The 13,107-nt window shown below is 59.0% G+C and carries 13 protein-coding genes; 4 read left to right on the top strand and 9 right to left on the bottom strand.

The genetic code is table 11. The features are described 5' to 3' along the window. Nucleotides 1–124 precede the first annotated feature (124 nt). Nucleotides 125–928 carry an endonuclease/exonuclease/phosphatase family protein gene (locus AC1ROR_RS04255; RefSeq protein ID WP_035217414.1) on the top strand — a complete coding sequence of 268 codons (804 nt, stop codon included), beginning with the start codon at nucleotides 125–127 and terminating at the stop codon, nucleotides 926–928. 48 nt (nucleotides 929–976) lie between these two features. On the opposite strand, the gene AC1ROR_RS04250 is transcribed toward AC1ROR_RS04255, so the two are convergent. Next, nucleotides 977–1,480 carry a hypothetical protein gene (locus tag AC1ROR_RS04250; RefSeq protein WP_498588667.1) on the bottom strand — a complete coding sequence of 168 codons (504 nt, stop codon included), beginning with the start codon at nucleotides 1,478–1,480 and terminating at the stop codon, nucleotides 977–979. A gap of 195 nt (nucleotides 1,481–1,675) precedes the next feature. On the opposite strand from AC1ROR_RS04250, the gene AC1ROR_RS04245 reads away from it, so the two are divergent. Continuing rightward, nucleotides 1,676–2,950 (top strand): MFS transporter, encoded by a 1,275-nt coding sequence (locus tag AC1ROR_RS04245; RefSeq protein WP_498588666.1) that lies wholly within the window; start codon nucleotides 1,676–1,678, stop codon nucleotides 2,948–2,950. Nucleotides 2,951–2,998: 48 nt separating this feature from the next. Here AC1ROR_RS04245 and AC1ROR_RS04240 read toward each other — a convergent pair whose 3' ends face one another. From AC1ROR_RS04240 to cysG, 5 genes are all read right to left on the bottom strand, one after another. Further along, nucleotides 2,999–3,811 carry a ferredoxin--NADP reductase gene (locus tag AC1ROR_RS04240; protein WP_035217416.1) on the bottom strand — a complete coding sequence of 271 codons (813 nt, stop codon included), beginning with the start codon at nucleotides 3,809–3,811 and terminating at the stop codon, nucleotides 2,999–3,001. A 149-nt stretch (nucleotides 3,812–3,960) separates the two neighbouring features. Continuing rightward, nucleotides 3,961–4,467 (bottom strand): DUF934 domain-containing protein, encoded by a 507-nt coding sequence (locus tag AC1ROR_RS04235; RefSeq protein ID WP_142171950.1) that lies wholly within the window; start codon nucleotides 4,465–4,467, stop codon nucleotides 3,961–3,963. Between the two features lie 10 nt (nucleotides 4,468–4,477). Continuing rightward, entirely contained in the window at nucleotides 4,478–6,148 is a 1,671-nt protein-coding gene (locus AC1ROR_RS04230) for a nitrite/sulfite reductase (RefSeq protein ID WP_498588665.1), read from the bottom strand. 8 nt (nucleotides 6,149–6,156) lie between these two features. Further along, a complete protein-coding gene (locus AC1ROR_RS04225) occupies nucleotides 6,157–6,471 on the bottom strand; it encodes a DUF2849 domain-containing protein (RefSeq protein WP_035217422.1) in 315 nt (104 codons plus the stop codon). Next, the gene (gene cysG, locus AC1ROR_RS04220) at nucleotides 6,464–7,927 is read right to left on the bottom strand and encodes a siroheme synthase CysG (RefSeq protein ID WP_498588664.1); all 1,464 of its coding nucleotides are present in this window, start codon (nucleotides 7,925–7,927) and stop codon (nucleotides 6,464–6,466) included. Before cysG ends, AC1ROR_RS04225 begins: the two co-directional genes overlap by 8 nt. A gap of 251 nt (nucleotides 7,928–8,178) precedes the next feature. Here cysG and AC1ROR_RS04215 point away from each other — a divergent pair, with 251 nt between their 5' ends. Then, the gene (locus AC1ROR_RS04215) at nucleotides 8,179–8,766 is read left to right on the top strand and encodes a deaminase (RefSeq protein WP_498588663.1); all 588 of its coding nucleotides are present in this window, start codon (nucleotides 8,179–8,181) and stop codon (nucleotides 8,764–8,766) included. A gap of 103 nt (nucleotides 8,767–8,869) precedes the next feature. Next, nucleotides 8,870–9,715 (top strand): nucleoside triphosphate pyrophosphohydrolase, encoded by an 846-nt coding sequence (gene mazG, locus AC1ROR_RS04210; protein WP_080834317.1) that lies wholly within the window; start codon nucleotides 8,870–8,872, stop codon nucleotides 9,713–9,715. A 27-nt stretch (nucleotides 9,716–9,742) separates the two neighbouring features. Here mazG and hflX read toward each other — a convergent pair whose 3' ends face one another. The 3 genes from hflX to trkA all read right to left on the bottom strand — a co-directional run bounded on the left by hflX (nucleotide 9,743) and on the right by trkA (nucleotide 13,079). Continuing rightward, a complete protein-coding gene (gene hflX, locus AC1ROR_RS04205) occupies nucleotides 9,743–11,167 on the bottom strand; it encodes a GTPase HflX (protein ID WP_191856209.1) in 1,425 nt (474 codons plus the stop codon). Nucleotides 11,168–11,275: 108 nt separating this feature from the next. Beyond that, nucleotides 11,276–11,518 carry an RNA chaperone Hfq gene (gene hfq / locus AC1ROR_RS04200; RefSeq protein ID WP_003496145.1) on the bottom strand — a complete coding sequence of 81 codons (243 nt, stop codon included), beginning with the start codon at nucleotides 11,516–11,518 and terminating at the stop codon, nucleotides 11,276–11,278. Between the two features lie 184 nt (nucleotides 11,519–11,702). Beyond that, the gene (trkA, locus tag AC1ROR_RS04195; RefSeq protein WP_498588662.1) at nucleotides 11,703–13,079 is read right to left on the bottom strand and encodes a Trk system potassium transporter TrkA; all 1,377 of its coding nucleotides are present in this window, start codon (nucleotides 13,077–13,079) and stop codon (nucleotides 11,703–11,705) included. Between the last annotated feature and the right edge of the window lie 28 nt (nucleotides 13,080–13,107).

The following is a 13,107-nucleotide window of genomic DNA, read 5'->3' as shown; positions in this document are numbered from 1 at the left end:
CGGACAGATCCGGGCCTTTTTTCGTTGCTGCGACGGAAACGTTCCCGGAACCGCGCTGACACGATTGATCGCCCGTCGATCCATGTTAAACCGGACCATGCAAACCAGCGGCGATGGAGTGTGAATGCGTCTGATCTGCCTGAACGGTTGGGGCGGAAAGCTCCATGACGAGCTCGTTTCCTATATTGCCGCGTCCGATCCCGATATTCTGTGTCTCCAGGAAGTCATTCATACTCCGGCGGCCACGCAGGAGTGGCTGATCTATCGTGATCACGGTATTGACCTGCTGCAGAGGGCGAATTTCCTGCAGGATGTCGCAAAGTCCCTGCCCGATCATCTGGCGGTGTTCTGCCCGGCAGCGCAGGGCGATCTGTGGGATGGTGAGATGCGGTATCCTTCCCAGTGGGGGCTGGCGACCTTCGTGCGCAAATCCATTGCCATCGTCGCGCAGGCGCAGGGTTTCGTGCATGGCGCCTTTTCCGCGGACGGATATGGCGATCATCCTCGCTCGCGCACCGGTCATGCCATTCGTGTCTTTGATTTCACGACCCGTAAACCGGTCGTCATCGCCCATATGCATGGCCTGCGGGAACTCGATGGCAAACAGGATACACCTGCCCGTCTGGCGCAGGCAGAACGACTCGTCCAGCTCGTCAGAAACATCGCCGAGGATGGCGACCGGGTCATCGTCTGTGGCGATTTTAATGTTCTGCCTGATAGTGAGACATTCGCCGTGCTGAAGACGCTGGACCTTGTCGAGCTCGTTACGACACGCGGCTTTACCGACACGCGGACATCGCACTACACGAAACAAAATCGTTATGCGGACTACATGCTGGTCAATCCCGCCGTGAAGGTCGATCACTTCCATGTCGTGATGCAGCCGGAAGTCTCGGACCATTGCCCGCTGCTTCTTGAGTTCAGCTGAAAATCTGAACTCAGTGTCAGACTCTCGCCAGCAGCGAGCCGAAAGCAATCAGCGCACCAGCCGGATGTCGCTCGTCACCACCGTCTTACCGGTCTTGCCGTCCTTGTCGGTCGTGCGCAGCCGCAGGCCATTGTCACCGACTTTTTCAATGGTCATGGCCGCGACGCGGTCGCCGTTGATTTCACGGTTCCAGCGGACCGTGAGATTGATTGCATTTCCCTGACGGTTGCCGGCCAATGCCGAAGGACGGCCGGAGGGACCGGTATAGGTGCCGCTGTAACGCGCACCGCTGGCGGCTAGGTCAGCGGCGATCGCGCGCTTTACCACGACAAGGCCACGGCATGTGCCCGACATGCGCAGCGCCGTCGCCTTTGCGTCGGAACTCAAGGTGCAATTGACATTGATCGGCGGCATGCCGATGCGGGTGATCACCGTTCCCTTGCCTGTCCATGTGCCTTCCAGCGACGACAGGAACCCGCTTTCATCTGCGCGCGTCGGGCTTGCGGCAATGAGGCTTGCGAAAGAAAAGATCAGGGCTGCCTTCGTTTTCATGGCGATCATCCGATACTATTTGATGAAAGGTAACTCGCGGATCGCCGAAAATGTTCCTGATGCCATTTTTCAGGCAACTGAAAAAACGGCAGCGAAAGTTTCGTCCGCGTCGATGCAACCAAATGCCGGCAGGCATGTTCTTGGCGAGCCACGGTGACCCTGTGCCAATATCGGGCATATTTCGGAGCTTGTTCCATGACGACTATCGGCATTTCGGCATCGAAGGCCAATATCCCTTTCGGGGGGCTGCCGCGCAGCGGTTTGTCCGACCGCACGCTCTTTGCGCTGGCGGCGCTGAACTTCTTTCTTGCCGATGCGCGTGACGGGCTTGGGCCGTTTCTGGATGCCTTTCTGGCCACCAAGGGTTGGTCATCGCTTTCGCTTGGTTTGATTGCGACGGTCGGCGGACTGGTCGGCCTTCTGGCGACACCCCTGTGCGGCGCCCTTGTCGATGGCACGGTGTGGAAACGGACGCTGATCGCGGTGCCTGTCGTTCTGGTGACCATCGGGGCGCTCATTACGCTCATCTTTCCCGATGTCTGGATTGTCTGGACCGGCCAGATCATGACCGCAGTGGTTGGCGCGGTGGTTGGTCCCGCCCTCGCCGGGCTGACACTCGGCCTTGTGGGCGAACGCCTGTTTTCCCGGCAGATTTCGCGAAACGAGTTCTGGAACCACGGCGGCAACTTTGCCTCGCTCTTCGCCACCTATGTTGCCGTTTCCTTCTTCGGCCTGCATGGCGTCATCGGTCTCATGCTGTTGACAGCGGCGGGAGCACTCGTTGCCGCAGCCGCAATCGACCCTGACAGGATCGATCACAAGGTTGCGCGCGGTCTGGGTGAAGACAAGGGCGAACCGGGCCCCTCCGGCATCAATGTGCTGTTTCACGAACGCGGATTGATCCTGCTCGCCGTCATCCTGCTCATCTTCCATTTCGGCAATGCGCCGATGGGGCGGCTTCTGGCCCAGGATTTCGCAATCGAATTACAAACGCCGTTCCGCACCACCGCCATCATCACCGGCGTTGCGCAGTTTGCCATGATCTTTGTGGCTGCCATGGCGCCTTTTCTCATACGCCGCTTCGGCCTTGCCACGGTCTTTCTCATTGCGCTCGCAGCATTACCGATCCGTGGGTTTCTTGCGTCCGCCTTCACGGATTTCTGGGTTATTTTCCCCGTGCAGTTTCTCGACGGTATCGGTGCGGGCCTTTTGGGGATTGTGACGCCGGTGGCTGTGGAGCGAATCCTGAAAGGCACAGGGCGTTTCAACGTCGGTCTCGCCAGCGTGATGATGGTGCAGGGTATCGGCGCTTCGTTCAGCAATGTCGTTGCGGGCTGGCTGGTGACGAAAGGCGGTTATGCCCTGTCACATCTGGTTGGCGGCGGCATTGCGGCCATCGCCATCGCCCTGTTCCTTGTCTACAGGAATGAGATCGCGCCAAGGCAGAATGACGAGGTCGCCGCCAAATAAAAAGGAGGCCTTTCGGCCCCCTTTTAAAACGTCTCTACGGATATTTCCTCAGCCGACAAAAGCACGCTCGATCACGAACTCGGCTGGCTTGTTGTTGGCGCCTTCGTTGAGCCCCGCCTTTTCAAGCAGTTCCTTGGTGTCCTTGAGCATCGCGGAAGAACCGCAGATCATGCCGCGATCGATTTCGGGATCGAGTGCCGGAACACCGAGATCCGCAAACAGCTTGCCGTTCTCGATAAGCGTGGTGATGCGGCCCTTGAAGGGGTAGTCCTCGCGGGTGACCGTTGCATAATGCTTCAGCTTGTCGCCGACGATCTCGTTCAGGAATTCGTGGTTGCGGATTTCCTCGACCAGATCGAAGCCGTATTTCAGCTCGGCCACGTCGCGGCAGGTATGGGTGAGGATGACTTCCTCGAACTTCTCATAGGTCTCCGGGTCACGGATCAGGCTCGCGAAAGGCGCGATGCCGGTGCCGGTGGAGAACATGTAAAGCCGCCTGCCGGGCGTCAGCGCATCCAGAACCAGCGTGCCTGTCGGCTTCTTGCGCATCAGCACGGTATCGCCGGGCTTGATCGCCTGAAGATGCGAGGTCAGCGGGCCATCCGGAACCTTGATCGAGAAGAATTCCAGTTCCTCATCCCAGGCGGGGCTGGCAATGGAATAGGCGCGATAGATCGGCTTTTCACCGACCATCAGGCCGATCATGGCGAATTCGCCGGAGCGGAAACGGAAACCGGCCGGACGCGTCATGCGGAAACGGAACAGGTGGTCCGTATAGTGCTCCACCGATAAAACCGTCTCGGCGTAAACACCATCAGGTATCTTGATCGCGAAATCTTCCGTCTTGGCTGGCGCGTTCATTTCAGGTTCCGTCCATTCTTATTCGATAAGCGACATTCTCCGACCGGGCAATTATACCATTTTTGCTCCGGTTTGAAGGCATGAGAATGTCAATACTGCCATGTGCGCAGGAAATATGTATCAAAAACTCATATTTCCCGCATCATGCGTCAACCGGCCGCACGGCGGCGCCAGCTATAGGTCTCTCCGCCAGCGGCCTGTCTGGCCGTCGGCTGGTAATAGACCGGAATTTCCGGCAGGCGATTTTCGGACAGGCGGCGGATCGCCGTGCCGTTCGTCACCGCAAAGCTGGTAAAGCCCGTGCGCAGCATCAGCGGCACCTGATCGATCAGCACATCGCCGACAGCCCTCACCTCGCCTGTAAAGCCAAGACGGCTGCGCAGCAGCGAAGCATGGCTGAAACCACGGCCGTCATTGAAGGCCGGGAAGCTCACGGCAACAAGCTCGATACGGTCGAGATAAGGTTCAAGCCGGGTGACATCGTCGGCAGGCGCGATGAGAACACCAAGGCCGATATCGTTGCTCTCGGCAGCGCGGACTAGGAAATCGGCAAGCGGCAGCAAGGGCCTCTGCTCGGCTGTCGCCTTCACTTCTTCCGTTTCAATCACCCAGGGATCGTTTTCCACGAAACCGTCGCGGTTCCAGATTTTCGTCATTGCAATCTCCTCAGGCGGCTTCGGCTGCGGAACCGTAGAGCGCATCCTTGAAAGGCTGCGGTCCGACGCGGCGATAGGCTTCAAGGAAGTTCTCTTCCTTCGAAAGGCGAAGACCAAGATAGGTGTCGACGATGGTTTCCACCGCATCGGTCACTTTTTCCGGCTCGAAGCCACGGCCGATGATCTCGCCGATCGAGGTGTTTTCATCGCCCGATCCGCCAAGCGTGATCTGGTAGAGTTCCGCACCTTTTTTCTCCACGCCCAGAAGGCCGATATGGCCGACATGGTGGTGACCACAGGCATTGATGCAGCCGGAAATCTTGATCTTCAGCTCGCCAATTTCCGCCTGACGCTCATGCGCACCAAAGCGGGTGGAGATTTCCTGCGCCAGCGGAATAGAGCGCGCATTGGCGAGCGCGCAATAGTCCAGCCCGGGACAGGCAATGATATCGGTGATCAGCCCGGCATTGGCGGTGGCCAGCCCCGCGCCGACAAGCGCGCGATAGACCGGTTCGAGATCAGCCAGCGCCAGATGCGGCAGGATGATATTCTGCTCATGGCTGATGCGGATTTCGTCGAAGGCATATTCTGCGGCGATATCGGCGACAAGTTCCATCTGCTCGTCGGTCGCATCGCCCGGAATGCCGCCAATCGGCTTCAGCGAAATCGTCACCATGCCGTAGTCGGGATGCTTGTGCGGTGCGACGTTCTGCTCGACAAAACGGGCAAAGCCTTCATCGGCCCGCTTCCAGCGCGCCAGGCTTTCCCAGCCTTCGGGGCGGTCCTTCAGTTCCGGCGGCGCGAAATAAGCGGTGATTGCCGCGATATCGGCATCCGGCAGTTTCAGCTCGGTGTTCTTGAGTTCCGCGAATTCCACCTCGACCTGGCGGGCCAGTTCTTCCGCACCGGTTTCGTGCACGAGGATCTTGATGCGCGCCTTGTATTTGTTGTCGCGACGGCCGTGCAGATTATAAACGCGCATGATCGCCGTGGTGTAGGACAAGAGATCCTCTTCCGGCAGGAAGTCGCGGATTTTCTTGGCGATCATCGGCGTGCGGCCCTGCCCGCCGCCGACATAAACGGCAAAACCGATCTCACCCTTGTCGTTCTTTTTCAGATGCAGGCCGATATCGTGAACCTGAATGGCGGCACGGTCGCGCTCGGCGCCCGTCACCGCGATCTTGAACTTGCGCGGCAGGAAGGAGAATTCCGGGTGGACGGAAGACCACTGACGCAGGATTTCCGCATAGGGACGCGGATCGGCGACCTCATCGGCGGCCGCACCGGCGAAATGGTCGGCGGTGACGTTGCGAATGCAGTTGCCGGACGTCTGCAGCGCATGCATTTCGACACTTGCCAGTTCGGACAGAATATCCGGCGTATCGGACAGACGCGGCCAGTTGTACTGGATGTTCTGGCGGGTGGTGAAGTGGCCGTAACCCCGGTCATATTTGCGGGCGATATGGGCCAGCATCCGCATCTGCTTGGAATTCAGCGTACCGTAGGGAATGGCGACGCGCAGCATATAGGCATGCAGCTGGAGATAGACACCGTTCATCAGGCGCAGCGGCTTGAACGCATCCTCGGCCAGTTCGCCGGAAAGGCGGCGCTCGACCTGATCGCGAAACTGTGCCACGCGGCCTTCAACAAATGCGTGATCGAACTCGTCGTAACGGTACATATTCTTCCTCAGACTGCGATGAATGCTGCATCGGCCGGCTTGAAGCCGGTGGCATAGTGCACGGTTGGGCCAGCGGCGCGAATGCGTTCGCGAAGACGGGTCGGCCAGAGCTTGCCGTTCTCCTCGACAACATCGATGACGGCCACATCCACGACCTTGTTGGCGGAGAAATCCCGCTTGCCGATTTCCTCGAACGAGGCGACGGCCTCCGCATGGCGGGCCACGATCGCCCCCTGCAGGTTCTCCGTCCATTCGCCATTGGCGTCGAGCCAGACGGCGATACCGTCGCTCAGGCGGTTGGCGGTCAAAACCTTGTCAGCCATTTGCATACTCCCGTTTGAGGTTCGCCGGCCTTGCGGCAAGCGCAAGCGCCTCGGACCTGTCGAAATTAGCACCCGCCACGGCATCGCCGATGATGACCATGACCGGGCCGGTCAGCTCATCGCGATGTTCGAGGTCGGGCAGATCGTTCAATGTGCCATGCAGCAGGCGGCGATCCGCGCGGCTGGCGTTTTCGATGACGGCGACCGTCGTTTCCACGCCAAGCCCCGCCTCGATCAGCCTTGTCGCAACCGAAGCGGCGACGCTGCGGCCCATATAGACGGCAATGGTCGCGCCGGAGACGGCAAGACGGGCCCAGTCGGGCAGGACATCGCCGGTCAGGTCATGGCCGGTGGTGAAAATCAGCGACGAGGCGACACCGCGCAGCGTCAGCGGCAATTCGAAATCCGCAGCGGCGGCGAAGGCGGAAGTGATACCGGGCACGATCTCATAACCGATACCGGCATTACGCAGCGCCGCCATTTCCTCGCCCGCCCGGCCATAGACCAGAGGATCACCGGATTTGAGGCGCACGACACGCTTGCCATCCTTGCCGAGGCGCACCAGCAGGCGGTTGATTTCCTCCTGCGATTTCGTGTGGCAACCCTTGCGCTTGCCGACGGAGAGACGCTCGGCATCGCGGCGCCCCATATCGACAATCGCCTGCGGCACAAGCGCGTCATAGACGATCACATCGGCTTCCATCAACACGCGCTGGGCGCGCAATGTCAGCAAATCTTCCGCCCCCGGACCGGCACCAACCAGCCAGACGCGGCCTTCGCTGCGCTCAGGCGATTGCAGCAGACGGTCAGCGGCTTCACGTGCTGAAGACGTATCGCCAAGAGCCACGGCATCCGCGACCGCACCGGAAAAGAACCGCCGCCAGAAATTGCGCCGCAAGGCGCCCTTCGGCACGTTTTCTTCGGCTGCGTCGCGATATTGCACGGCAAGACGCGCAAGCTTGCCGAGCGACGGCGACAACATCTGATCGATGCGCGCGCGGATCATCTGGGCAAGAACAGGCCCCGCCCCTTCCGTGCCGATGGCAATGGCGACAGGCGCGCGGGCGACCAGCGCCGGCGTGAAGAAATCGCAGAATTCCGGCTGATCCACCGCATTGGCAGGGATTTTCTTTGCACGCGCCGCAGAAACGATCTCACGGTCCAGCGCCTCGTCACCAGTTGCGGCAAAAACCAGCGTTGCACCATCGATCAGACGGCTTTCGAAACCCAATGCCCGATGATCAATGCTGTTTTCCTGGAGATAACGTCTAAAATCCGCTTCCGGCTGATCGGCATAGGCGACGATATGCGCATCAGTGTTGGCGAGAAGCCTTACCTTGGCGAAAGCCTCGTCTCCATTTCCGAAAACAGCGACCGGCCGTCCCTCAACCCGGAAGAAGGCAGGGAAGGTTGAAAGGCGGTCGCCAGCAGCGGAAAAATCATGTTCGTTGTGCATTGGACATATATCCCGCATTGCGGTGCAAGATTGAAGAAACAGAAATTCAAGCCTTTCCAGCACCTGGATTTTTATTTCTCGAAGACCCCTGTTTTGGAGGAAAACAAACCGGCAGTCCCTTTTCGGGCCTCAGAATCCCTTCAGAATCCCTTGACAAACCGGGTCCTCGCGCCGAACAAGGAGCGACCGTTTCCTGTCGATTTCTCCATGCGAAGACCGCTTTTCTGCAGGCGGCACGAAGGACCAGCCCCTTGACCAGCCACACCCTCGCCGCCCGCCTTCTCGATGTCATCGAACACGATATCCTGCCGCTGACAGCGCGCGGGGTCAGCCTCGGCAACAAGGTTTTCGGTGCGGCGATCCTGCGCAAATCCGACCTGTCGCTGGTCGTGGCCGAGACGAATAATGAGCTGGAAAATCCGCTCTGGCATGGCGAAGTGCACACGCTGAAACGGTTTTACGAACTGGGTGAAAAGCCGAATACCAAGGAACTGATTTTCCTTTCGACCCACGAACCCTGCACCATGTGCATGTCCGCCATCACCTGGGCCGGCTTCGACAATTTCTACTCCTTCTTCAGTCACGAGGATTCCCGCGACGCTTTCGCAATCCCGCATGATCTGAAAATCCTCAAGGAGGTTTTCGGGCTGGAGCCCGGCGGATATCGCCGCAACAATGCCTTCTGGAATTCCTATTTCATCGCCGATCTGGTGGAGGGCGAAGACGATCCGCTGAAGACCACGCTGAAGGCGCAGACGGCCCGGATCAAGGCCGTCTATGACGATCTTTCCACCAGCTACCAGTCCTCAAAGGGTGACAATGACATTCCGCTCAACTGACGCGGTTTTGCATCCGAACAAAGAGTAAAAACGAAAAGACAGGGCATTTGCGGGTGATCCCGTTTCCACCCATACTCCCCGCAAGAACGAAGGTTTGAGACATATGGAAGCCTCGAAGGATATTTCCCGCCTGATCGAGATCATGCAGGCCCTGCGCGAACCGGAGACCGGCTGCCCGTGGGATGTCGTCCAGACCTTCGAGACCATCAAGCCCTATACGATCGAAGAGGCCTATGAAGTCGCCGATGCCATCGAGCGCGAGGATATGGACGATCTCTGCGAGGAGCTGGGCGACCTGTTGCTGCAGGTGGTCTTCCATGCCCGCATCGCCGAGGAAAAGGGCGAATTCGCCTTTGGTGACGTGGTTGAGGCCGTCACCTCGAAGATGATCCGCCGCCATCCGCATGTCTTTGCCGCATCGGACGCCGATACGCCTGACAGTGTCAAGCTGCAATGGGACCGGATCAAGGCCGAGGAAAAACGCGAGCGGGCGGAGCGCCGCGTGCGCCGGGGCATTACGGAGGATTTCAAGGCGGGCTTTCTGGGTGGGATACAACGTAGCCAGCCGGCGCTGACGGAGGCCTTGAAACTACAGGAACAGGCGGCCCGCGTCGGTTTCGACTGGTCGGATCCGGCTCCCATTCTCGACAAGATCGAAGAGGAAATCGCCGAGCTGCGCGAGGCGCTGGCGGAAGGAAAACCGGAAAAGGTTTCGGACGAACTCGGCGACCTGATTTTCGCGCTCGTCAATATCGGCCGCCACGTCAAGACCGATCCGGAAAATGCGCTGCGTGGCACCAACACGAAGTTCCGCAGGCGTTTCAACCATATCGAAACATCACTCTCTGACAGTGGCGAGACGCTTCAGGAAGCGAGCCTTGAGAGAATGGAAGACCTGTGGCAGGCGGCGAAACGCATCGAACGGTCGCTCGATACGGTTTCGTCCTGATTGTTCTGATATTCCGCTAAGGAGCGCTTAGCGCTCCCAGTCTTCCCGCTCGCGAATGGTCGCCTTTCCAAGCTTCCGTTCGAGTTCAGCCGCCTGCGTTTCCGAAAGGCGCACATCAAGCGCAACCGAGCCATCCTCATGGTCTTCGCGGCTATCGACGATGGAGTTGCTGTAAACCCATGATATGAGCGGCAATTGTTCAACGGACAGGAGAACGGTTGTTTCCGTCAAAACACCGGACAGGCGTTTTGAAATCTCGTCCATGAGGGCATCGACGCCCTCGCCCGTGATTGCCGAAACGGCGCGGATATCCGAGCGGCCTTCTGCACGCTGCATGATGGCGTCATGCGCCTCGGGTTCCAGACGGTCGACCTTGTTCCAGACCTCGATGATGCGCTTTTCGGCTTCCTTCTCGTCAATGCCGAGATCGCCGAGAATGCGCAGCACGTCAGCCGATTGCGCGGCATTGTCGGGATCGGACATGTCGCGCACATGCAGAACGAGATCGGCTTCCAGCACTTCTTCTAGCGTCGCGCGGAAAGCGGCGACGAGATGCGTCGGCAGGTCGGAGATGAAGCCGACCGTGTCGGACAGGATGACGGTTCGGCCATGCGGCAACTTCATGCGACGCAATGTCGGATCGAGTGTGGCGAACAGCATATCCTCCGCCAGAACACCAGCACCCGTGATGCGGTTGAACAGCGTGGATTTGCCTGCGTTGGTGTAGCCCACCAGCGCGACGATCGGATGCGGCACCTTGCGGCGCTTGGCGCGGTGAAGCTGGCGGGTACGCACCACCTGCTCCAATTCCTTCTCCAGCTTGACGATGCGATCCTGCAGCAGGCGTCTGTCGGCCTCGATCTGGGTTTCACCCGGACCGCCCATGAAACCGGCGCCACCGCGCTGGCGTTCAAGGTGGGTCCAGCTTCTGACGAGGCGGCCCTTCTGGTAGTTCAGATGCGCAAGATCGACCTGCAGCGTCCCTTCCTTGGTGGAGGCGCGGCGGCCGAAGATTTCAAGGATCAGACCGGTGCGGTCGATGACCTTGGCATTCCACTGTTTTTCGAGATTGCGCTGCTGCACCGGGGTGAGCGGGTGATCGACGATCACGAGGCCGGAATTGGTCTCATCCAGAAGATGGCCGATTTCCTCGATCTTGCCGGTTCCGAACAAGGTGGCGGGACGCGGCTGATTGACCGGAACGACAAGACCCTGCGTCACGTCGAGATCGATGGCGAGCGCCAGACCCTTGGCTTCCTCAAGCTTGGCTTCAACGGAGCGACCGGGGGAAGGAGGTGCCGACGCCGCATCGCGGCCTTCGCGTTGCTGCTTGAGAACCGGCACGAGAACCACGGCGCGCATGTCGTCGCGGCGCTTCTCCTGCTCCGGAATGATCGATTCGTTCGAGGTGTCTCGCGTCGAAATGGGCTCAGCCTTATCCAGAAAGAACATTGCGGCCGACCGCGTCCGCGCGGGCGGCCCTTAGAATAACCTGACGGAACCGGAAATGTTCCCTCTTCACGTCAGCCTATGTCGAAAGATACCGTCGAGGGAGCCGGATCAGGCTGCGCCTTCTTCGCTCTCGAACATCTGCATCGGCTGGCCGGGCATGATGGTGGAGATTGCATGCTTGTAGACAAGCTGCGAATGACCATCACGGCGCAGAAGCACGCAGAAATTGTCGAAGGAGGTGACAACGCCCGTCAGCTTGACGCCGTTGATCAAGAAAATCGTGAGCGAAATCTTTTGCTTACGAACGGTATTGAGGAAGAGATCCTGAAGGTTTTGAGAACGTTCCGCCATGGCGCCGCTTCTTTCTTTTTTGCCGGCAGGGATACCGGAAAATAATCAATCAATAATAAGCCGGCCAAGTCTTGTCCCCCGCTTGGTCGACCTCAAACTCTGGTATCAAATCGTGTTCCGTTCCGCAACGGTCAAAACAGCCGAATGAGTACGAGTATTGACCCGCTTTTTCGATTCGGGACAGTCAGAAATATTGTATTGAAACACGGAAAAGTTGTTCCACGTCGCGCACCGCATCGGCGGATGCAAACAGCACGACACGGTCCTTCGCCTTGATTTTTGTACTGCCGTCCGGGCGGATCACCACGCCGTCGCGATAGATCGCGCCAATGCGCACGCCGTCAGGCATATCGATGTCGCGGAACGACTGTCCGACCAGCGGCGACGTTTCCAGCGCCTCCGCCTCGATCACCTCCGCCGACCCGCGCTGCACGGCATAGACCGAGCGGATGCGGCCCTTGCGCACATGCTGGAGAACGCGGGAAATGGTGACGGCCCGCGGGTTGATATAGGCATCCAGACCGAGCGAACCGGCGACCTCATGGAAAGACGAGCTGTTTAGCAGCGCGAGGTTAGACTTGCAGCCGAGCTGCTTGGCCATCACGGCCGCCAGAATATTGGTCTGGTCGTTATTGGTCAGGGTAACGATGAGATCCGAATCCTGAATGTCGGCCTGCATCAAGATCTTATGGTCAAGCGCCGATCCATGCATGACGATGGTGTTGCTGAGCTGTTCCGACGCGGCAATAGCCCTGTCGCGATCCGACTCGATGATCTTCACCCGTGTTTTCGGCTGCATCTCCTCAATCTTGCGGGCGACGAAGTAGCCGATATTGCCAGCGCCGGCGATAACGATGCGCTGCGCCTCCTGCTCCTCATGACCGAAAAGGCTTAAGGTGCGGCGGGCGTGCAGGCGCTGACAGATCACATAGGCGAGGTCTCCGACCCGCAGCTGTTCCGAGGAATGCGCGACCTTGAGGATGCCGTTCCGGTAAACACCCACCACCGTCGCGATCAGGTCCGGGAAAAGGTTGGACAGCTGCTGCAATGGCGTGTTGATGACAGGGCAGTCCTCCATGCATTCAATCGCCAGCATGAAGATCGTATCATCGGCAAAACGCACGACATCGGTCGCGCCCGGAAAAGCGATGCGTCGGAGCACCATTTTGCCGACCTCGACTTCCGGCGAAATCGTCACGTCGATCGACATGTTCTCGCGGCTGAAGAGATCGGCATATTCCGGTTTCAGATAGCTCTGGTCGCGAATACGGGCAATCTTGGTCGGAACGCTGAAGAGCGCATGCGCCACCTCGCAGGCGACGATATTGATCTCGTCATGAAGCGTCACGGCGATGATCATGTCCGCCTGGTCGGCACCCGCCTTCGCCAGCATATCGGGATGCGCGCCATGGCCGACATAACCGCGCACATCCAGCGTCTCGGTGATGGCAGTGATGAGCGGCGCGGCCGTATCGATCACCGATACTTCATTATCCTCCCGCGACAATTGTTCGGCGATGCCGTAACCCACCTGCCCTGCGCCGCAAATGATGACTTTCATGCTGTCTCTCTGACGGAATAATCGGTTG

Source organism: Agrobacterium sp. GW821-FHT14E08 (genome assembly GCF_058803865.1).
This window is presented reverse-complemented; position numbering and strand designations above follow the sequence as displayed.

Excerpts from the sequence above, each read along its gene's own strand:
- AC1ROR_RS04255 (WP_035217414.1), top strand. The coding sequence starts at position 125 with ATGCGTCTGATCTGCCTGAACGGTTGGGGCGGAAAGCTCCATGACGAG.
- AC1ROR_RS04250 (WP_498588667.1), bottom strand. The coding sequence starts at position 1,480 with ATGAAAACGAAGGCAGCCCTGATCTTTTCTTTCGCAAGCCTCATTGCC.
- AC1ROR_RS04245 (WP_498588666.1), top strand. The coding sequence starts at position 1,676 with ATGACGACTATCGGCATTTCGGCATCGAAGGCCAATATCCCTTTCGGG.
- AC1ROR_RS04240 (WP_035217416.1), bottom strand. The coding sequence starts at position 3,811 with ATGAACGCGCCAGCCAAGACGGAAGATTTCGCGATCAAGATACCTGAT.
- AC1ROR_RS04235 (WP_142171950.1), bottom strand. The coding sequence starts at position 4,467 with ATGACGAAAATCTGGAACCGCGACGGTTTCGTGGAAAACGATCCCTGG.
- AC1ROR_RS04230 (WP_498588665.1), bottom strand. The coding sequence starts at position 6,148 with ATGTACCGTTACGACGAGTTCGATCACGCATTTGTTGAAGGCCGCGTG.
- AC1ROR_RS04225 (WP_035217422.1), bottom strand. The coding sequence starts at position 6,471 with ATGGCTGACAAGGTTTTGACCGCCAACCGCCTGAGCGACGGTATCGCC.
- cysG (WP_498588664.1), bottom strand. The coding sequence starts at position 7,927 with ATGCACAACGAACATGATTTTTCCGCTGCTGGCGACCGCCTTTCAACC.
- mazG (WP_080834317.1), top strand. The coding sequence starts at position 8,870 with ATGGAAGCCTCGAAGGATATTTCCCGCCTGATCGAGATCATGCAGGCC.
- hflX (WP_191856209.1), bottom strand. The coding sequence starts at position 11,167 with ATGTTCTTTCTGGATAAGGCTGAGCCCATTTCGACGCGAGACACCTCG.
- hfq (WP_003496145.1), bottom strand. The coding sequence starts at position 11,518 with ATGGCGGAACGTTCTCAAAACCTTCAGGATCTCTTCCTCAATACCGTT.
- trkA (WP_498588662.1), bottom strand. The coding sequence starts at position 13,079 with ATGAAAGTCATCATTTGCGGCGCAGGGCAGGTGGGTTACGGCATCGCC.